The 19,914-nt window shown below is 64.4% G+C and carries 19 protein-coding genes; 7 read left to right on the top strand and 12 right to left on the bottom strand.

Annotated features, from left to right (window positions below):
- Positions 1-12: 12 nt before the first annotated feature.
- The 4 genes from I6F37_RS20615 to rfaD all read right to left on the bottom strand — a co-directional run bounded on the left by I6F37_RS20615 (position 13) and on the right by rfaD (position 5,772).
- Positions 13-1,926: an SDR family NAD(P)-dependent oxidoreductase gene (locus tag I6F37_RS20615; RefSeq protein WP_225152465.1), complete on the bottom strand. Its 1,914-nt coding sequence runs from the start codon at positions 1,924-1,926 to the stop codon at positions 13-15.
- Between the two features lie 84 nt (positions 1,927-2,010).
- The gene (locus tag I6F37_RS20610) at positions 2,011-3,297 is read right to left on the bottom strand and encodes an O-antigen ligase (RefSeq protein ID WP_036015786.1); all 1,287 of its coding nucleotides are present in this window, start codon (positions 3,295-3,297) and stop codon (positions 2,011-2,013) included.
- Entirely contained in the window at positions 3,294-4,778 is a 1,485-nt protein-coding gene (gene rfaE1, locus I6F37_RS20605) for a D-glycero-beta-D-manno-heptose-7-phosphate kinase (RefSeq protein ID WP_036015791.1), read from the bottom strand. The genes I6F37_RS20610 and rfaE1 overlap by 4 nt, the downstream gene beginning before the upstream one ends.
- Before the next feature lie 13 nt (positions 4,779-4,791).
- Positions 4,792-5,772: an ADP-glyceromanno-heptose 6-epimerase gene (gene rfaD, locus I6F37_RS20600; protein WP_036015784.1), complete on the bottom strand. Its 981-nt coding sequence runs from the start codon at positions 5,770-5,772 to the stop codon at positions 4,792-4,794.
- 158 nt (positions 5,773-5,930) lie between these two features.
- Here rfaD and waaF point away from each other — a divergent pair, with 158 nt between their 5' ends.
- Complete coding sequence (gene waaF / locus I6F37_RS20595; protein WP_036015783.1) at positions 5,931-6,992, top strand: lipopolysaccharide heptosyltransferase II; 1,062 nt, start codon at positions 5,931-5,933, stop codon at positions 6,990-6,992.
- A 185-nt stretch (positions 6,993-7,177) separates the two neighbouring features.
- Here waaF and I6F37_RS20590 read toward each other — a convergent pair whose 3' ends face one another.
- On the bottom strand, positions 7,178-8,215 hold the full coding sequence (locus I6F37_RS20590; protein ID WP_081494651.1) for a glycosyltransferase family 4 protein: 1,038 nt from the start codon (positions 8,213-8,215) through the stop codon (positions 7,178-7,180).
- A 126-nt stretch (positions 8,216-8,341) separates the two neighbouring features.
- Between I6F37_RS20590 and galE the strand changes: the two genes are divergently transcribed.
- The 3 genes from galE (at position 8,342) to I6F37_RS20575 (ending at position 12,012) form a co-directional block, all read left to right on the top strand.
- Complete coding sequence (gene galE, locus I6F37_RS20585; RefSeq protein ID WP_036015779.1) at positions 8,342-9,355, top strand: UDP-glucose 4-epimerase GalE; 1,014 nt, start codon at positions 8,342-8,344, stop codon at positions 9,353-9,355.
- 119 nt (positions 9,356-9,474) lie between these two features.
- Positions 9,475-11,277 (top strand): ABC transporter ATP-binding protein, encoded by a 1,803-nt coding sequence (locus tag I6F37_RS20580; protein ID WP_036015777.1) that lies wholly within the window; start codon positions 9,475-9,477, stop codon positions 11,275-11,277.
- A 33-nt stretch (positions 11,278-11,310) separates the two neighbouring features.
- Entirely contained in the window at positions 11,311-12,012 is a 702-nt protein-coding gene (locus tag I6F37_RS20575; RefSeq protein ID WP_036015775.1) for a fumarylacetoacetate hydrolase family protein, read from the top strand.
- Positions 12,013-12,084: 72 nt separating this feature from the next.
- On the opposite strand, the gene I6F37_RS20570 is transcribed toward I6F37_RS20575, so the two are convergent.
- On the bottom strand, positions 12,085-12,543 hold the full coding sequence (locus tag I6F37_RS20570) for a nuclear transport factor 2 family protein (RefSeq protein WP_036015790.1): 459 nt from the start codon (positions 12,541-12,543) through the stop codon (positions 12,085-12,087).
- Positions 12,544-12,709: 166 nt separating this feature from the next.
- Here I6F37_RS20570 and I6F37_RS20565 point away from each other — a divergent pair, with 166 nt between their 5' ends.
- The gene (locus I6F37_RS20565) at positions 12,710-13,258 is read left to right on the top strand and encodes a Spy/CpxP family protein refolding chaperone (protein WP_036015773.1); all 549 of its coding nucleotides are present in this window, start codon (positions 12,710-12,712) and stop codon (positions 13,256-13,258) included.
- 93 nt (positions 13,259-13,351) lie between these two features.
- Here I6F37_RS20565 and I6F37_RS20560 read toward each other — a convergent pair whose 3' ends face one another.
- The 3 genes from I6F37_RS20560 to I6F37_RS20550 all read right to left on the bottom strand — a co-directional run bounded on the left by I6F37_RS20560 (position 13,352) and on the right by I6F37_RS20550 (position 15,649).
- Positions 13,352-14,281, bottom strand: a complete 930-nt coding sequence (locus tag I6F37_RS20560; RefSeq protein ID WP_225152463.1) for an aspartyl/asparaginyl beta-hydroxylase domain-containing protein — start codon at positions 14,279-14,281, stop codon at positions 13,352-13,354.
- A gap of 142 nt (positions 14,282-14,423) precedes the next feature.
- The gene (locus I6F37_RS20555; RefSeq protein WP_007612486.1) at positions 14,424-14,579 is read right to left on the bottom strand and encodes a hypothetical protein; all 156 of its coding nucleotides are present in this window, start codon (positions 14,577-14,579) and stop codon (positions 14,424-14,426) included.
- 146 nt (positions 14,580-14,725) lie between these two features.
- Positions 14,726-15,649 (bottom strand): LysR family transcriptional regulator, encoded by a 924-nt coding sequence (locus I6F37_RS20550; RefSeq protein ID WP_036015769.1) that lies wholly within the window; start codon positions 15,647-15,649, stop codon positions 14,726-14,728.
- A gap of 212 nt (positions 15,650-15,861) precedes the next feature.
- On the opposite strand from I6F37_RS20550, the gene I6F37_RS20545 reads away from it, so the two are divergent.
- Both I6F37_RS20545 and I6F37_RS20540 read left to right on the top strand, forming a co-directional pair.
- On the top strand, positions 15,862-16,572 hold the full coding sequence (locus I6F37_RS20545; RefSeq protein ID WP_036015767.1) for an SDR family NAD(P)-dependent oxidoreductase: 711 nt from the start codon (positions 15,862-15,864) through the stop codon (positions 16,570-16,572).
- A gap of 16 nt (positions 16,573-16,588) precedes the next feature.
- Positions 16,589-16,825 (top strand): 4-oxalocrotonate tautomerase family protein, encoded by a 237-nt coding sequence (locus tag I6F37_RS20540; protein ID WP_193375002.1) that lies wholly within the window; start codon positions 16,589-16,591, stop codon positions 16,823-16,825.
- Positions 16,826-16,946: 121 nt separating this feature from the next.
- On the opposite strand, the gene I6F37_RS20535 is transcribed toward I6F37_RS20540, so the two are convergent.
- The 3 genes from I6F37_RS20535 to I6F37_RS20525 all read right to left on the bottom strand — a co-directional run bounded on the left by I6F37_RS20535 (position 16,947) and on the right by I6F37_RS20525 (position 19,804).
- Positions 16,947-17,570, bottom strand: coding sequence for a phasin family protein (locus I6F37_RS20535; RefSeq protein WP_225152461.1), 624 nt, complete (start codon positions 17,568-17,570; stop codon positions 16,947-16,949).
- Positions 17,539-18,201 (bottom strand): ParA family protein, encoded by a 663-nt coding sequence (locus I6F37_RS20530; RefSeq protein ID WP_225152459.1) that lies wholly within the window; start codon positions 18,199-18,201, stop codon positions 17,539-17,541. Before I6F37_RS20530 ends, I6F37_RS20535 begins: the two co-directional genes overlap by 32 nt.
- Before the next feature lie 142 nt (positions 18,202-18,343).
- Positions 18,344-19,804, bottom strand: coding sequence for an NAD(P)/FAD-dependent oxidoreductase (locus tag I6F37_RS20525; protein ID WP_036015789.1), 1,461 nt, complete (start codon positions 19,802-19,804; stop codon positions 18,344-18,346).
- Positions 19,805-19,914: the final 110 nt, after the last annotated feature.

Genomic DNA, 19,914 nt, shown 5'->3' with positions numbered 1-19,914 from the left:
GCGCAACAATGGTCAGGCCGCCGTGGATCCAAATTCCGGCACGGCATCCTTCAGGATGGTCCTGATGGTGGCGCGATCGTCGCGCGCGATCGCCTGCTCAAGCGCCGCATTCCATTTGCGCAGCGTCTGCATCGGAGGCTCGTTCGGCTGCGCGGCCATGATGCCGGGCACGCCGATCTCGCGGGTCGGCTCCTCCGAGGCAAACAGGATCTCGTGCAGGCGCTCGCCCGGCCGCATGCCGGTGAACACGATTTCGATGTCGTAGCCCGGCTGCAGCCCGGACAGGCGGATCATGCGCTCGGCGAGATCGACGATCTTCACCGGCTGGCCCATGTTGAGCACGTAGACCGAGACGTCGGGACGCTGCGTCCCAAGCGCATGCGTCGCCGCGGTGATGACGAGATCGCAGGCCTCGCGGATGGTCATGAAGTAACGGACCATGTCGGGATGAGTTACCGTCACCGGCCCGCCGGCCTCGATCTGGGCCTTGAACTTCGGCACCACCGACCCGTTCGAGGCCAGCACGTTGCCAAACCGGACCGAGATCAGCCGCATCGGCGGCTTGCTGCCGCTCGCTCCGGCTGCGAGGTCGCGATCGAGCGCCTGGCAGTACATTTCGGCAAAGCGCTTGGTGAGGCCGAGCATCGACACCGGCTCGATTGCCTTGTCGGTAGAGATCATCACCATCGCCTCGGCGCCGGCGGCAACGGCGGCGTCCGCGACGTTGATGGAACCGAAGATGTTGGTTTTGACGCCCTCACTCCAATCGCGCTCGAGGATCGGCACGTGCTTGAGCGCCGCGGCATGGAAGACGATGTCGGGCTTGAACTCGGCCATCAGGCGCATGACGCGCTCGCGGTCGCGAATGTCGGCAATCCGGCCTTCGATCTGTGCGGTGGCACCACGCGCGGCCAGCGCCTCGGTGACCGCGTAGAGAGCCGGCTCGGAATTTTCCACGATCAAGAGACGTGCCGCGCCGAAGGCGACGACACGCTCGCAGATCTCGGATCCGATCGAGCCGCCGCCGCCGGTGATGATCACGGCCTTGCTCCTGATCAAGGCCTCCAGGCGCGCATAGTCGATCTTCTCGCTCGGACGCAGCAGGAGGTCCTCGACCGCAACCGCCGTGAGCCTTGGCGTATCGCCGCTCTCCAGCGAGGGCATCCGGCTCACGATCACACCCAGTTTGCGCGCCCGCATCAGGATCGATTCCGGATGCGACTCCGGCTCGAAAGCCGATGGTGTCATGATGAGGCGCGCGATGGGCTTGTCGCGCTTGGCGAAATCCGAGATCACATCCTCGACGTCGTCGATGCCGCCCAGCACCGGCACGTTGCGAATGAGCTGGCCCCGATCGGCAGGCGATGGTGACAAGACGCCGATCGGCCAGATGCGCTTGATCGCTCCGCTCTCAATGCCGCGCAGCAGCACTTCGGCATCCGCGGCGCGGCCGATCAGCAGCGTCGGCGCGGCCTCCCCGCCCCTCGCGTGACGCCGCACCCGCGTATAGCGGAAGTAGCGGTACGCCATGCGCAGCGCGCTGAGGAAGAAGATCTCGAGAAACCAGTAGAGGACGATCGTCACCTTGCCGAGAAAGAAGGCGCCGCGAACGTTGGGGGCAACGAGGATGTAGTCGAGCACGAGCAGCGCAACCGTGAGCACGGTCGCCGCGCGAATGATGTTCAGCGCGTCAGGCAGCGAGATGAAACGCCATTTCGTCGTGGTCAGATTGCAGAGGAAGAACACGACCACGCTGAAGGCGAGGAAGTAGGGCAGGATCTGGAACAGCAGCGGCAATCGAGCGTAGAAATCGTCGCCACCCTCGAATCGCAGATAGAAGGCGGCAAAAAGCGCCGCCGTGGTTGCCAGCAGGTCGTGGAGCGCGATCAGGAAATTGCGCGAGGTGAGATGCGAAAGTCGCGTCATCCGCCGACCGATGAAAACCCAGTTAAATGCAACTTGACCGCGCTGATAGCCCATCTCGACAAGACTTGCCAGCCGCGTGGCCCCTCAGGAACCGGCTTCCCTCATCTTCGCCCCGAGCTGTTGTTCCCGGATCACCATTCCGCCGGCGACGCCGACGCCAATGACGTACATCCAGCCCTCGTGGAAGTCGAACAAATGCGAGTTGAACAGCGAGGTGAAGACGTTCTGCACCACGACTAGGAGTCCGATCCAATTGGCAAGCCCGTCGCCGCGAAACAACCGCAGATGCAATATCCAAATCGCGTAGAGAATGGCGACGCCGATCGCGCCCCATTGCACCGCAACGTTCAGCGTCTGGTTGTGCGGGTTGCCGATCACCTCGGCTGACGCCCGCCCCTGACCGGCGGGCGTCGCGACGCGTTCGAACAACCCGCGGGTCGAACCGGTGCCGTGCCCCAGGATCGGCGCCTCCGCGAAGAAGCCGAGCGACTTCCGCCAGAACTCGAGCCGCATGCCCATGGAGGTTGCCTCGCCCCGTTCCACATAGCCGGTGTAATCGGTGGTAAACCTCTCGGCGGTGTGGCGCAATTGCGGCGAGGCCTGCCAGGCGAGAACGGCGCCGACGAGCAGCGCGCCGGAGATGATCGCGATGCTGCGCCATTTGAGGTGAAGCAGTGCAAACACGCCGAACATGATCGGAATGGTGACGAGCGCGGTGCGCGACACCACCACGAAGGTCATATTGATGAAGAAGCTAAGCGCCAGCGCCGTCAGCAACGCGGCGAACCAGTATCGCTTCTCGCGCAACAGCATCACGATCGGATAGGCGAGCGCCACCGCGCAAAGCGCGAATTCCTGGCTCTGGTCAATGTAGTTCTTGACGAAGATGCCGCGCTCGGGCGGATCGGTCTTGAGCGCGAGGTTCGGGTAGAAGGCGACCAGCCAGGACATCACCGACAGCAAGGCGCAGGACACCAGGAAGGCGATGAATATCCAGTGGCCACGCGGCGAGCGCTCGAAATGATAGAGCAGGACCGGCAGCACGAGCAGCTTGACGGTCGGATTAACCGCATAGAAGCGCGCGCCCCACGGGGCATCCGACCACAGCGTCCCCAGCAGCGCGAGAACGACCAGCGCGATCGGCGCAATGCAGATCGGACGCTTCAAGGACTGCAGGAAATCGCGTAGATCGAGGAACGGCACCATGCAGATCAGCATCAGCGCGTTGAATATCCCCGCAAGCGATGTCGACCAGGGCAGCGAGGCCGCGGTCAGGATCGCAAACAGATCGACGGTCTCGCGCCAGGCAGCGGGGCTGCGCAGACGGCGATGCAACATCTCGCTGGTCGTTTCGCGGGCGAGCGCCGTCACTTGCTCCCTCCCCTGGCGCGATGCACCAGCGCCGTCGTGCTGAAGCCCTGGAGAATGTCGACCAGCACGACCGCCCCGCCCGCGGCCTCGACCACCTCATGGCCGACGACCTGTTCGCGTGTGTAATCGCCGCCCTTCACCAGCACGCCGGGCTTGATCCTGGTGATCAGGTCGATCGGCGTGTCCTCAGTGAAGATGACGACGAGATCGACGGCCTCCAGTGCGGCGAGCACCTCGGCACGCGCGCGCTCGTCCTGGACCGGACGATCGGCACCTTTCAGCCGCCGCACCGAGGCGTCGCTGTTGAGCCCCACGATCAGGCGGTCGCAGGCGGCGCGCGCCGCGGTCAGCACCTTGACGTGGCCGGGATGAAGGATGTCGAAACAGCCGTTGGTGAAGCCGACGCGCAGGCCCTGCCTTTTCCATTCGGCGAGCTGCGCGTCGAGTGCTGCCGGGTCGAGCACGATCTTCTCTTCGGCCGCGAGCGTGGCATGCGGCAGGATCTTGCGTCGCAGCTCGGCCGCGCTGACGCTGGCGGTGCCCTGCTTGCCGACCGCGACGGCGGCGGCGGCGTTGGCCATGCGCAGTGCCGTGTCCCAGTCCGCGCCGGCCGCGAGCGACACCGCAACCGCAGCGGCGACGGTGTCACCGGCGCCCGAGACGTCGCGCACCTTCACCGGGACGGCCGGCACGTGGACGGCCCCGCCATTCCGCGGCACCATGGTCATGCCGTGCTCGCCCTGGGTGACCAGGATCGCCTCGCAGTCGGCGAGCCGCATCACGTCCTCGCTGGCCTCGACGATGCTCTGCACCGTGTCGGCGCGGCTGCGGGTCGCTTCCGAAAATTCCTTGCGGTTGGGCGTGAGCAGCGTGGCGCCGCGATAGATCGCCCAGTTCAGGCTCTTGGGATCGACGATGACGGGCTTGCCTAGCTTGCGCGCGGCATCGATGGTGTGGCGGATCACGCGCGCCGTCAGCACGCCCTTGGCATAATCGGACAGCAGCACGATATCGGCGCGCGCGATCTGCGGCAGGATCGCGTCGATCAACTTCGTTTCGATCTCGTCGGACGCAGCCAGCGCCTGCTCCCAATCCGCGCGCAGCATGTGCGTGGAAAAATGTTCGGAGACGAAGCGGACCTTTCGCGTGGTCGGCCGCGAGGCGTCGCGCACCAGCACGCTCTCGATGCCGGCTTGATCATTGAGCGCGGCCTCGAGCCGCGCACCGGCGTCGTCCTCGCCGACGAGGCCGACGAAGATGCAGCGCGCGCCCAGCGAAGCGACGTTGCGCGCGACGTTGCCGGCGCCGCCGACGTGGATCTCGCTGCGCTGGGCGGCGATGACGGGCGCCGGCGCTTCCGGCGAGATCCGCGACACCTCGCCGTAGACGAACTCGTCCAGCATGATGTCGCCGATGCACAGCACCGTACGGCCTGAGATGGCTTGCGCGAGGGCATCGAAATCGAGAATGGGCGTCGGCATGGTCGAAAGGGCCTCAGCGAAAGCGGTCGGGCCGGTCGAGATAATCCCCGACATAGGCCTTCACCGCGTCCTCGAGCGTCGTGAAGCCGCCGTTATAGCCGGCGCGGAGCAGACGATCGACCTCGCTCTGGGTGAAATACTGGTAAGCGCCGCGGATCTGCTCGGGCATGTCGATATATTCGATGTTGGGCTTGGCGCCGAGCGCGGCATAGGCAGCCAGCATCAGGTCCTTGAAGCTGCGCGCCTTGCCGGTGCCGACGTTGAACAGGCCGGACACCGACGGCGTCGCGAGCAGCCACAGGACGACGCGCACGACGTCGTCGACATAGATGAAATCACGGCGCTGGTCGCCGTCGGCGATGCCCTCGCGATGCGACTTGAACAGCTGCACGACGCGGCCTGCCCTCACGTCGTCAAAGCGCCGCGCGAGCACGCTCATCATCGAGCCCTTGTGATATTCGTTGGGGCCGAACACGTTGAAGAATTTCAGGCCGGCCCATTGCGGCGGGAGCCGATCGCCGCGCGCCACACGTTCGGCGACAGCGAGATCGAACAGGTGCTTGCTCCAGCCGTAGAGATTCATCGGCCGCAACTTCTTCAGCGCCGGCAGCGAGGAATCGTCGTCGAAGCCTTCCGTGCCGTCGCCATAGGTCGCCGCCGAGGACGCGTAGATGAACGGCACGGCATTCATCGTGCACCAGTCCAGCAGGCGCATCGACAGGCGGAAATTGGTCTCGACGACGAGATCACCGTCGGTCGCCGTGGTCGCGGAAATCGCCCCGAGATGGATCATGGCCTCCAGCTTGCGGCAATTCAGCCAGTCAATCAGCTCGGTCGGGGGAACGATATCCACAAGCTGCCGCTTGGCGAGATTGCGCCACTTGCCTTCGGCTCCGAGGAGATCACAGATCACGACGTCGCTGCGACCGGCCTCGTTCAGCGCGGCGACGACGTTCGATCCGATAAAACCGGCCCCGCCGGTCACCAGCAACATTCCACCTACCTGCCCGATTTTAGGTGCCCGATCCTGCCCTAGCGCATGATCCGCCAAAGTGTAAGCTGTTTTGGGATTGCTCTTCTGCCGCCTTTACCTGCCGGCCCGGAGCGGCTAACCGAGCCGCCATATCGGCACGTGTTCGGCCCTCATAACGAATGAATATTGATTCGCAACTTGGCAGTGATGCAGATCGGAGCGACACACGCCCGATCCTGATCGTCCCCTACATGTGGATCGGCGATTTCGTGCGGAATCACACCGTCGTGCGGGTCCTTAAGGAGCGCTGGCCGAACCGGCCGGTCGATCTCCTCACCACCTCCCTGTGCGCCCCGCTGGTCGATTACATGCCCGGGGTCCGCGCCGGCATCGTGTGGGACATGCCGCGCAGCCGGCTCGCCGTCGCACGCCAGTTCGGTCTGGCGGGGCTGCTGCGGAAGCGGAACTACGGCACTGCCCTGGTGCTGCCCCGGACCTGGAAGGCGGCCATCGCGCCGGCACTCGCCGGTATTCCTGAACGGATCGGCTTCGTCGGCGAGCTCCGGTTCGGCCTGCTCAACCGCTGGCGCTGGGGTGAGAAGAAGCTGCCCCGCTTCATCGACAAGAACGCCGCCCTAGCCCAGCCAGACGGCGCGCCCTTGCCGGCGGAATGGCCGGTGCCGCAACTGCGCGTCCCGGCCGAACAGATCGCCCGCTGGCGCGAGGCCAATGGTCTCGGCGCCGGCGCTGCGGTGGCGCTCGCCCCGGGCTCGGTCGGCGTCTCCAAGCGCTGGACCTCTTATCCCGAAGCCGCTCGCCTGCTGGTCGAGCGCGGCCTCGAGGTCTGGGTGGTCGGCGGTCCCGCCGAAAAGGAGCTCGCCCAGGAGATCGTCGCCGCCGGCGGCCCGGGCGTCCGCGATCTCACCGGCTCGGACTTGCGCAATGGCATCCTCGCCATGGCCGCCGCCGGCGTTGCCATCTCCAACGATTCCGGCCTGATGCACATCGCAGCCGCCCTGGGCACGCCGACCATGGGCATCTTCGGTCCCACCAGCCCCTATCTCTGGGCCCCGCTGAACGGCCTCGCCGCGACACTGGTGCAGGACAAGGAAAAGCTGTCCTGCCAGCCCTGCCAGAGCACGGTCTGCAAGGTGAACGACCACCGCTGCATGCGGAATATTGCGGCAAGCGAGGTGGTGGGGATTGCGGAGAGGGTGCTGGGGGAAGCGGGAAGCGGGTGACGAACTGAGGCGATCGTGGCTCGCGCCGATGATGACATCCTGCCACTGTTTTGCCCGACGAGTCAAAATTCGTTCGAAAAATCCGCAATGTCTCGAACTCTCCGCCAACTCCTTGATTTTGCTGACCCCGGCTACTGTGCATGGGGTTGTTTTCGCGGTTTTGTTTGCGACAGGCGAAAACGGCCTCAGAGCAGCGGCCGATAGACCGCGCCGATCCGCGCCGCCTCGGCATCGAGGCTGAACTTCTTGAGCACCCGCGCCCGCCCGCGCTCGCCCATCGCGGTCGCCACGGCCACATCGCGCATCAGCGGCTCCAGCGCTGCCGCCAGTGCGTCGGCATCTCCCGTCGGGATGAGCACTCCGGTGACACCATCCTCGACGACGAGCTCGGCCGCGCCGGCGCGCGCGGCCACGAGCGCGCTGCCCGCCGCCATCGCCTCGATCAGCGTCAGCCCAAAGCCTTCGTTGCGCGAGGTGAAGGCGTAGATGGTCAGGCGCTGATACCAGCGCTGCACTGCTTCGATCGGCAGCTCGCCGGTGATGACGACGCGCGATTGCAGGTTTGCTGCTTCGATGCGCTTCTTCAGGTCGTTGGCAAAGGGCGTCTGCTCGGCCGTGACCTGCCCGACGATGACAGCAGTGAAATCCGGATAACGCGGCAGCAGACGGCACATCGCATCGACGAACAGATCGGTGCCCTTCTGCGCACGGACGCGACCGAAGCAGCCGATGGCGTAACGGCCGGGCAGCGCGGCTTCCGCGAAAGCCGCAGCGCGATCGGCGGGCGGCGCGTAGACGTCGGTGTCGACGCCGTGCGGGATCACCGTCGCCTTCACCTTCAGGAACGAGGCCGAGAGATCTGACGTTGCGATGATCGCGTCCATGCGCCGGATCAGCCAGCGCGTGATCCAGCTGTGATGCCGCTGCGCCGCCGAGGTGAACACGAGCTTGAGCGGCCAGCCGAGCGCGCGCAAGCCAACGCCCGCGATCATCTCGTTGTTGCGGCGCGCATGCCAGATCACAGGCCGCTTGCGGCGCCAGAGCTTGAGGAGATCTCCGATGCTCAGGCGCGCGATCCCCGCCGGCGCGTCCGAGCCGAACCAGGCGGCGCGGTACAGCTTTGCCAGCCGCGGCGCCACCATCCGGTTGGTCGCGGTGACCCCGGAATAGCGCCTGTGCAGATTTGGCACGATCAATTCGAGATCGCCGGGGAAACCCGCCACGTCACACTCCATTTCGCAAAGTCCCTATACGCAACATTAAGCATAGTGACCAGTTCAGCCGCTCCGATACCCCCTCTTCACCACGCAAGCGCTAGCCTTGCGCGTTGATCGAAGACGGGTGAGATCATGACTGTGCTAGTCACCGGCGGCGCCGGCTATATCGGAAGTCATACGGTTCTCGCGCTGGCGGAAGCCGGCGAGGACGTCGTCGTGATCGACGATCTCTCCACCGGTTTCTCGGCCTACCTGCCCGAAGGCGTGCCGCTGTTCATCGGCGATGCCGGCGACGAGAACCTGCTCGAAGGCGTGATCGCCCAGCACGACATCGAGAGCATCATCCATTTCGCAGGCTCGGTCGTCGTGCCGGATTCGATGCGCGATCCGCTCGGCTATTACCGCAACAACTTCACCACTGCGCGTAACCTGCTCAACGTGGCGGTCAAGCGCGGCATCGGCCGCTTCATCTTTTCCTCGACCGCTGCGGTCTACGGCAATCCGGATCAGGTGCCGGTGCCCGAGCATGCGCCGACGCGGCCGCTGTCGCCTTACGGCTCCTCGAAGCTGATGACCGAGATCATGCTGCACGACGTCGCTGCCGCCTACGGCATGCAATACGTGACCTTGCGTTACTTCAACGTCGCCGGCGCCGATCCCCAGGCGCGCATTGGGCTAGCCACCGTCGGCGCCACGCACCTGCTCAAGATTGCGGTTGAGGCCGCCACCGGCCAGCGCGCCAAGATTGACGTGTTCGGCACCGACTATCCGACCCCGGACGGCAGCTGCATCCGCGACTTCATCCACGTCACCGACCTGTCGCAGGCCCATCGCTCGGCACTCGCTTATCTGCGCAATGGCGGCGCCTCGTCCACGCTCAATTGCGGCTATGGCCGCGGCTATTCGGTGCTGGAGACCATCGACGCGGTGCGCCGGGTTTCGGGCCGCAGCTTCGCCGTGCAATACGCCCCGCGCCGGCCCGGCGACATCATGACCATGGTCGCCGACACCAGCCGCATCCGCAGCCTGCTCGACTGGCGGCCGCAATACGACGACCTCGAGACCATCGCAGCCCATGCGCTGGCCTGGGAGGACAAGTTGTTCCGCGAGCGCCACGGCGAGCTCCGCCACGCCGCCTCCGCCTAGAATCATCCCAAGCGCAAGCCCTTAATTGGGCTTGAAAAACCCGGCTTGAGCGGGCACAGAGGCCCATCGATCCCTGACGCGCGGGCAGGCTTTTGTCCTGCGCCGTCAATGGACACCGGATGGCCCAGTTTCCAAAGAAAATCACCGACGATCCCTACGCGGCAGCGGTCCTGATTCGCCGCCTGATCACGGAACAGGGAATCATCTACTGGCGGCGCTACCTCGTGGCCTTCGCGCTGATGGCGCTGGCGGCCGGTGCGACCGCAGGCGCGACCTACGTGCTCGGCCAGGTCATCAACCAGGCCTATGTCGACAAGAACATCCCGGGCATCGCGATGTTTTCGGGGATCACGGTCGTTCTGCTCTTCATCAAAGGCGTGGCGACCTACGGCCACATGGTGATCCTGACCAAGATCAGCAACGCCATCCTCGCCACCAACCAGCGCCAGCTGTTCGCCAAGCTGATGCGCGAGAGCGTCGGCTTCTTTTCCGAGCGGCACTCCTCCGAATTCCTGGCGCGGCTGACCGCCGGCGCCAAGTCGATCACCGACGTCCTCAACATGCTGGTCAACGCCGTCGGGCGCGACCTCCTGATGCTGCTCGCCATGATCGGCGTGATGGTGTGGCAGGATCCGCTGATGTCGTTCATCGGCCTCGTCGCAGTGCCCCCGGCGATGCTGGTGCTGCGCAAGCTGGTCAAGCGCATCAAGGGCCTCGCCTTCAACCAGTTCACCGGCACCGCCGACATCATGGAGACGATGCAGGAATCGCTTCAGGGCATCCGCACCGTCAAGGCGTTCACGCTCGAAGAGACCATGCAGAGGCGCATCGACGAGAACATCGCGGTCGTCGAGCGCAACGCCAACAAGATGGCCCGCGTCGCCAACCGCTCCAACCCGCTGATGGAGATGCTGGGCGGCTTCGCCGTCGCGGGCTGCCTGATGTATGGCGGCTATGCCGTGGTCGCGCTGAACGCCACGCCCGGCGCGTTCTTCTCCTTCATGACCGCATTCCTGATGGCGACCGAGCCGGCCAAGCGGCTGGCCCGGCTCAACATCGATCTCAACAGCCAGCTCGTCGGCGCCCGTATGCTGCTCGAGGTCGTCGACAGCCCCGCGAGCGAGCAGTCCGACGATGACAAGCCGGCGCTGAAGCTGACAGATGCCCGTATCGAGCTGCGCGATGTCAGTTTCTCCTATCGCTCGGGCGAGACGGTGCTCAACCGGATGAGCTTCGTCGCGGAGCCCGGCAAGGTGACTGCGCTGGTCGGCCCCTCCGGCGGCGGCAAGTCGACCGTGCTGGGCCTGCTCCTGCGCTTCTACGAGGTGACGCAGGGCGACATCGTGATCGACGGCCAGCCGATCTCGTCGGTCTCGCGCAAATCGCTGCGCGCCCAGACCGCCTATGTCGGCCAGGACGTCTATCTGTTCCGCGACACCATCCGCAACAACATCGCCTTCGGCAAGCCGGACGCCAGCGAGGACGAGATCGTCGAGGCGGCGAAGGCGGCCTGCGCGCACGACTTCATCACGGGCTTTCCGCTCGGCTACGACACGCCCGTCGGCGAGCACGGCACCCAGCTCTCGGGCGGACAGCGCCAGCGCATTGCGGTCGCGCGCGCGCTGCTCAAGAACGCGCCGATCATCCTCCTGGACGAAGCCACTGCCGCGCTCGATTCCGAATCCGAGCGGCAGGTGCAGGAGGCGATCGAGCATCTCTGCCAGAACCGCACCACCATCGTGATCGCGCACCGCCTGCACACCATCATGCACGCAGACAGCATCCTGGTGGTCGAAGGCGGCGAGATCGTCGAGCAGGGCCGCCATGACGAGCTGCTCCGTCGCGGCGGCCGCTATGCCTCGTTCTTCCGCCTGCAGCATCACGACGCCGGCGCTCTGGCGCCGATCAGCGCAACCGCATAGAGTTCGTTCCACCTCAAGAGCAGCGAGACCCGCATGAACGCCGCCTCCTACGTCATCCCGCTTCCGCCCCAGGCTTCGCTTCCCGTCGTCGGCGAGAGCGGCCGTTATCCGGTACGCCGCATCTGGTGCGTCGGCCGCAACTATCTCGAGCACATCCGCGAGATGGGCAATGACGAGCGCGCCCCGCCGTTCTTCTTCGCCAAGCATGCCGACATGCTGGTGCCCGACGGCGCCACCATTCCCTATCCGCCTCTGACCAAGGATCTGCATCACGAGGTCGAGCTGGTCGTCGCGATGAAGAGCGGTGGACTGAACATTCCCGCCGACAAGGCTCTGGACCACGTCTACGGCTACGCCGTCGGCATCGACCTCACCCGGCGCGATCTCCAGATCGCCTCGCGCAAGAAGGAGCGCCCGTGGGAGATCGGCAAGTCGTTCGACTATTCGGCGCCCTGCTCCGCGCTGCAGCCGGCCTCGAAGATCGGCCATCCCTCCAAGGGCAAGATCTGGCTGACGGTCGACGGCAAGGAAGCGCAGAAGGGCGACCTCACCGAGTTGATCTGGAACGTGCCCGAGATCATCTGGCAGCTCTCCCAGCAGGTGAAGCTCGCCGCCGGCGACATCATCATGACCGGCACGCCCGCCGGCGTGTCGCAGCTCCAGCCTGGCGACAAGCTCGAATGCGGCGTCGACGGCATCGGCACGCTGAAGGTCAGCATCGGCCAGCCGGAATAAGGCTCGCTGCAGCTCGAACTCAAAAGGCCCCGGAATGGGGCCTTTTGCATGTCGATCGTGCACGCGGTCGAGCTACCAGGCCTTTACCGGCCGATTGGCGTGGCTCGCCTGCGGCACACCGCGATTGAGCGACATATGCGAATGCACGCACAGCCAGCCATCGCCGTTCCTCGAAAACACCATCGTCGCGCGGCCTGGGCGCGCGAACGTGCTGCCATCGGGATGATAGCCCGTGCTCGTCCACGGCGCGACGACGGTTGCCATCATACCGTCCGGTGATGCCAGAACGGAGGTCTGATCGAGGACGAAACGGAAGTCGGTCGTCTTCGGCCAGACATTGTCCCATTGGGTTTTGACCCATTGATCGAGGCCGGGGATGACGTCGCTATGGGTGCCGAAGGCGAGCACGTCCGGATCGAAGAGCGGCCGCGCCGAGGCGTAATCGACCTCTCGGACATAACCCGCGAAGGTGTCCAGCCATCGGCGGAAGAACTGCGTGATCTCAGTATTCGCGGTCGGCAAAGAGGCCATCACCTGCTCCACATTCGGCAACTCAATCACGACGATCTTTGTTGCCATGGGCCGGACGATCCAGCAAGATTTGTGCTCCGGGATCACTCGATCGCGACAGGTGTCACGTCACAGCCGGGTTCGATGCTTCGACATCGGCCGGCTCCATTTTGTGGGAGCCAGATTCATGAACCGCGTCCTTCTGCTTGCAGCCTCCCTCCTCCTCACGGGCAGCACAGCCGGCGCGCAGTCCAGTCAACCCTATGCCGGCCTTGAGAAGCGCCCCATCAAGGCGCTGTCACAGCAACAGATCGACGATCTCCGCGCCGGACGCGGTATGGGCCTGGCTCTCGCTGCGGAGCTCAATGGATATCCCGGTCCCAGCCACGTCCTCGAGCTCAGTGATCGTCTCGGCCTGACCGCCGATCAGCGCGCCGAGGTTCAACGGCTGTTCGATGCCATGAAACAGGAAGCCGTTCCGCTGGGTAACAAGCTCGTCGAGCAAGAGAGAGCGCTGGAAGACCTCTTCTCTTCCCGTAGGGTCACATCGGAAGCGCTCAAGACCAGCATTGGCGCCATTGCCGAAACTCAGGGGCAGCTCCGCGAGAGCCACCTCAAATACCACCTCTCAACCGCTGCCGTGCTCGATCAGAGCCAGATGCAGCGATATGCAGAGTTACGGGGCTATCAGCGTCCCGACGGCTCCGCAGGGCACAAGCACAAGCACCATCACTAGACAATGCCGACCGAGATCAGACGATCGCGCTAGGGCGGATCGAGATGAGGCAACGGCCGACCAAGCTTCGCTGATCCGCCCCGCGCATTTGCCTCAGTTCAGTGCCGAATACACGATGAGGCCGAGGATCAGCGCCGCCAGCGCGTATTTCAGCGTGTAGTAGACGTTGCGGTTCCACTCCTTCACCTTGCGGCTGGCGAGGTGGATCTCGTAGAGCTTGCCGAACACCTTGTTGAGCACGCCGACGTGCTCACCGTCGACATTCTGGGTCGCCGACGCCTTGACGATGTGATGGCTGACCCAGCGGTTGATCGCGGTCATGAAGCCGTACTTCATCGGGCGCTCGACGTCGCAGAACAGGATGATGCGGTTGACGTCGGTCGCATTCTCGGCGCTGTGGATGAAGGTCTCGTCGAACATGAAGGCCTCGCCATCACGCCAGACGCATTCGACGCCATCGACGAGGATCCGGCACTTGTTCGAGTTCGGCGTGACCAGGCCGAGGTGATAGCGCAGAGACCCGGCGAAGGGATCACGGTGAGCGCCGAGCTTGCCGCCGGGCGGCAGCATCGCGAACATCGCGCCATGCACGCTCGGGATCGATTTGAGTAGCTCCACCGTCTTCGGGCACAGCGTGTTCGCCGACGGCAGGAAGTCGTCGTACCATTTCAGGTAGAACCGCTTCCAGCCGCTCTTGAAGAACGAGTAGAAGCCCCAATCGTTGTTCTTCGCCGCCGCGCGGATAAAACCTTCATCGAACAGGCGCACAGCTTCGTCGCGGATGGTCTCCCAGTTCTCGCGGAGGGGCTTCAGCTCCGGAAACTGATCGACCGAGATCACCGGCTTGTTCGGCACCGCCGAGCCCGCATACATCAGCACATTGTAAGGTGCGAGATAGGTCGAGTGATCGCCGAGCTGGCGCGCGAAGCGCAGCCGCTGCTTGCCGCGGAAGTGGACGTAAATCGTCGAAGCCGCAAGCACGTACAAAATGACGAGCTGCGGCGCAAAAAGCTGTTTCAACATTTCCCCAATCCCCAAGTGACCCAGCCGGGGTGTCGTGTAGCCCGACCCGGCCGGAGCGGCAAGATATTCACCGCTGGGTTGCAATCACGCCGGGGAGAGCAAGGGGATGGACTGGGGTCCAAACCGGCCGAAACGAGCCGAATCAAGCCCGCGACAGCGCCTGCAGCCCCTTGAAGGTCAGGCGCTTGGGGTCGGTGACGCCGGCGAGATAGAGGCGGCGGATGAAGGCGATGACGGCGTCGCGGTCGCAATCGGTCAGCGCGACGACGGCGTCGACCGCTATTCTCTGGGCTTCCATTGGGCTCACCTCGGCCTTGCGAGTAACCCCGGCCGAGACAGGGTAGGACTCATCCGTTAAATCGGCGTTAACCGTTCAGGAACCATCGCCGATTCAGCCGCCCCGCCGTATACGCGAAAACGCGCATTGCGGGGGCATGAAGCGGCTCAACGCGCCTTGGTGCTCTGCTTCAGCAGCGCAAACTGCTTCTTCAGCCGGGGCACGGCGAAGTCGGTGAAGGCGCGCACCTTGGGCACCGAAAGCCGGCCCTGCGGGCAGATCAGATGCGCCGGCATCTCCGGATCCTCGTCGTCCGCCAGCACGATCTCGAGCTCGCGGCGCGCGACCTGCTCGGCCACTTGGTACGAATACATCCGCGCCACGCCGCGCCCGGCCACAGTGGAGGCCACTGCCGCATAGGTGCTGTTGACGACGAGCCGCGGGGTGAACTGCACGGTGCGCGGCGCCGATGAGCCCGGCTGCGGCGCAAAGGTCCAGGAATTGGGCAGATGCGCCATCGCGACGATCTGGTGTTTGGCGAGATCGCCCGGCTCGGCGATGCGCGGATGTTGTTTCAGGTAGCGGGGAGCTGCCACCACGACGCGGCTGATCCCGCCGACCCGCATCGCCACCATCGCCGAATCCGCCAGCGGACCGATGCGAAGCGCGATATCGACGCCTTCCTCGATCAGATTGACCGCACGGTCGAACAGCAGGAGTTTTGCCGATACGGTCGGATAGGCGTCGAGAAACGCGTCGAGGATCGGCCGCAGTACCATCTCGCCGGAGACCACCGGAGCGGTGATCGTGAGCAGACCACGCGGAGCCGTGCGCGGTCCGGCCGCGATGTCCTCGGCCTCCTCCAGATCGGTGAGCACGCGGCGGCAGATCGCGACATAACGCTCGCCTTCCTCGCTCAGCTTGATCGAGCGTGTCGTCCGGTGCAGCAGCTCGGCGCCGACCCGCTGCTCCAGAAAGGCGATGGCGCGGCTCACCGCAGCCGGCGATCGGCCGAGCTTGCGTCCTGCGGCAGCCAAGCTGCCCTCGTCCACCGCAAGGACAAACACCTTCATCGCGTCCAGACGATCCATGCGCTCGCCGCAGCCCCCTGAGATTTCGGCTGAAAGCTAGGCGTTTGCGCCGGCTGCGACAACCTCCGCAAGGATCGATCCGGCATTCGTTCGCGTCGCGAAAGAGTGTCTGCCGGGCAGCGGATATTCGCAAGCAAGCCGCCGCAGCGTACCTCAACGCCCAAGCCAGCCGCCGCTGGCGCAGGTTTTCAAGCCAACAACAGGAGCCCGTCATGGGTATCGAGCAGAAGGTCGCCATCATCACCGGTGCATCGCAGGGTATCGGCGCCGCCCTGGTCCAGGGTTTTCGCGATCGCAACTATCGCGTCGTCGCAACGGCGCGCTCCATCAAGCCGTCGGGTGACGACGACGTCCTCGCCGTTGCAGGCGACATCGCCGAGCGGTCCACCGCAGAGCGCGTGGTGTCGCAAGCGATCGCCCGCTTCGGCCGAGTCGACACGCTGGTCAACAACGCGGGCATCTTCGTCGCAAAACCGTTCACCCAGTACACGGCCGAGGACTATGCCGCAGTTATGGGCACCAATGTCGCGGGCTTCTTCAACATCACGCAGCTTGCCATCGCCGAAATGGAGAAGCAGGGGTCTGGCCACGTCGTCCAAATCACGACGACGCTGGTCGATCAGGCCAATTCGAATGTGCCCTCGGTGCTGGCCTCGCTGAGCAAGGGTGGGCTGAACGCCGCGACCAAGTCGCTCGCGATCGAATACGCCAGGCGCGGCATCCGCGTGAATGCGGTGTCGCCCGGCATCATCAAGTCGCCGATGCACCCGGTCGCGACGCATGCCCAGCTCGACGCACTGCACCCGGTCGGCCATATGGGGGAGATGTCTGACATCGTCGATGCCGTGCTCTATCTCGAGGGCGCCTCCTTTGTCACCGGCGAAATTCTGCATGTCGACGGCGGCCAGAGCGCCGGCCACTGAGAGGAGGAGAACCACGATGCCCATCGTCACCATTAAAGTGACCCGCGAGGGAACGGCGCCGGGTGCGGCGTCGCTCACGGCGGAGGAGAAGGCCGCACTGATCAAGGGGTCGAGCGAGCTGCTGCGCGACGTGCTCGGCAAGCCGCTCGAGTCCACCTTCGTCGTGATCGAGGAAGTCGACACCGACAATTGGGGCTGGGGCGGCGTGCCCGTGCAGGAATTCCGCCGCCGCCGCGCCACGCAGACAGGATGATCTGCACGCCATCGCGCGCAAGAGGATGACATGACCTCGGCACGATCGTCGGCCCGCTCGTCGCCGACCATCTCGGCGACCGCTCGGGTTTTGGTCCCGCCCTTCGCGCAGGCGAGCTGCATCACCTGGCACTGGGCTTTGTCATGCTTTGAGCAAGCGACCTCAGCAACTCGGTTTGCTTCAGGACCAACTCACATTGCTTTCGCGCATGCGTGCCCGACAGCTCAACCAACTCTGCCAGAGTCTTTGCACGCCCTAGCTCCCGCGCATACTCCAAGGTCGCGCCCGCATTAACCTTCATCAGTTCGAGCACGACGGTGCGACACTCGGCTGCAGTCCCAATCGCGTCGATGAGATCGCTTTCCACGACGACGGTTTCATTGGCCTCTGATGTCACACTGGCCAGCCGTGATTTTGCGAGGTCGTTGGCGAAGTTGAGCGTAGCGCTCATGCCGTCCAAAGCGCAGGCTTGATATCCCTTAGCCATGGCCACGATGAGATCAGTGCTGCTCGAACGTTCAGGTCTTGCAACGATGACGCTGGCCGCTTCTTGTACCGGAACAGTCATCGGAGCAGGCGCTTCTTGCGCAATATGCGGCGCATCTTGGGGGAAGACGGCGACTGAGCCCTGCGGCATGGCCAAGCCCTCGTCGACCGCACGGCTCACTTCCTCCGCCAGTTCCAGCAGCGAGCGACGCCTGGTGCGTGCAACGTCAGCAGGCAGCTTTGAGCGCGCCTTTCCCATAATCATCCGACTCCTCGGCCAAGTGCGCCGCGATCCAACCCCACAAACTTACAATTTCGTCCGAAGCTTTGCCCGCCGGTGCGAACTCCGTCACGCCCAACCCTGCTCCGAGTGCATCCTGGTGATCGTTACGCTGCGCAATAAACGGGAGTGCAAGCACGCCGAGCGAGCTTAGCGATGTGGCAGCTTCGCTCAGCCGGCACCCTCGCGTCGGTGTCTGATTGAGGATAAAGGCAAATCGGCGGTTGAGCCTGCGAATGGCGATCAGTGTAGGAATTGCGGCTTCGATATCGGCCGGGCTCGGGCGCGCCGGGATGAGACAGAGATCGGCGCAGGCGATGACGCGCATCGCCAAGCCGTTGGTCGTGGCAGCTGTGTCGATGATGGCAAGCGAGACGCCTTCGGCCTTCAGCCGCGCGATCAACGGTTCGATCTCGGCAGGATCGGCAACGCGCTCGACGCGGGGATAGGGAAGATCGCGGCGCTCTTTCCATTTCGAGATCGTACCTTGCGCGTCCGCCTCAATGAGAACGACACGCTCAGCGCGCTCCATTGCTGCCACCGCCAGTCCAACGGACAGCGTACTCTTGCCGCTTCCGCCTTTTTGCGTGACCAGGGCAAGGACGTGCATGTCCTGCGCTCCCCTTAAGACGGCGACTACGCGAAACTCAGACGTTGTCGGAACTAAACTTCTTGCAGCGCAAAAATACTACCGCAAGTCGCGATTCGTCTCAAGCGAACGCGGGGCTATCCCGGTATCCTACGTAGCAAGATCAGGAATACTGCATCACGCCATCATCGATCCGACCGAAGCGCAACGAGACGATGTCGAGCGCGTAGTTCTGGTGGAGCCGCCAGGGCCGCTTCGAGCCCTGCTTCGGCATCTTGGCGATCGAGCGCTGCACGTAGCCCGAGGTGAAATCGAGCGAAGGCTGCGCGGTGATAGTGGGATCATCGTTGTGCGGCATGCACTGGCGGAAATTGTGCCGGTCCATGTAATTGATGAGGCGACAGACATATTCGCAGGTGAGGTCGCATTTCAGCGTCCAGGACGCGTTGGTGTAGCCGAAGGCCGAGGCCATGTTCGGCACGTCGGCATACATCATGCCCTTGTAGGTCAGCGTGTTGGCGAAATCGACGGAGCGGCCGTCGACGCTGACCTCGAGGCCACCGGCGACCTGGAGCACCAGCCCGGTCGCCGTCACGATGATGTCGGCCGCCAGCTCGCGGCCGTCCTTCAGACGGATGCCATCATGCGTGAAGGTCTCGATCTCGCTGGTGACGACGCTGGCGCGCTGCTCGCGGATCGCCTTGAAGAGGTCGCCATCGGGCACGAGGCACAGCCGCTGGTCCCACGGATTGTAGCGCGGCGTGAAGTGGGTCGCGACGTCGTAGTCCGGGCCGAGCGCCATCTGCACGCCCTTGAGGATCAGATCCTTCACCTTCGCCGGCCTGCGCCGGCTGAGCTGGAAGAAGAACATCCCCCACATCACGTTGCGCCAGCGGATCAGGTGATAGGCGAACTTCGCCGGCAGGTTGCGGCGCAGCTTGTTGGCGAGGATATCCTGCGCCGGCCGCGACACCACATAGGTCGGCGAGCGCTGCAGCATGGTGACCTGCTCCGCCTGCTTGGCGAGCTCCGGCACCAGCGTTACCGCTGTCGCGCCCGAGCCGATCACGACGACACGCTTGCCCGCGTAGTCGATGTCCTCAGTCCATTTCTGCGGATGCACGATGCGGCCGGCGAAATCAGCGGCGCCCTTGAACTCCGGCGTATAGCCCGCTTCGTATTTGTAATAGCCTGAGCACATGAATAGAAAGTTGCAGGTGAAGCGCACCAGCTCGGTCGCGCCCTCGCCCGTGATGCGCTCGGCCTCGACGGTCCAGCGCGCATCCGGCGTCGACCACGCCGCGCGCTTGACGCGGTGGTGGAAGCGGATGTGCTTGTCGATGCCGTTCTCGCTAGCAGTCTCGCGCACGTAGTTCAGGATCTGCGGCCCGTCGGCGATCGCCTTCGGATCGGTCCACGGCTTGAACGAATAGCCGAGCGTGAACATGTCGCTGTCAGAGCGGATGCCGGGATAGCGGAAGAGGTCCCAGGTGCCGCCGATGCAATCGCGTCCCTCGAGGATGACGTAGCTCTTGGCCGGACACTTGGTCTGCAGATGATAGCCGGCGCCGATGCCTGATAGCCCGGCGCCGACGATCAGCACGTCGAAATGTTCTTGTTGCATGGTTTCCTCCGCCGGGGGCGGATTGTCCGCCTGCCGCTGCTGGCCGTCAATCGGCAATCAACGGGCCGCAACTGCAAAGCGAGTTGAATTCCATGCCCCGAAACAACAAA

The organism is Bradyrhizobium sp. NBAIM08, assembly GCF_020193935.1.
GTDB classification, from domain to species: domain Bacteria; phylum Pseudomonadota; class Alphaproteobacteria; order Rhizobiales; family Xanthobacteraceae; genus Bradyrhizobium; species Bradyrhizobium yuanmingense.
This window is presented reverse-complemented; position numbering and strand designations above follow the sequence as displayed.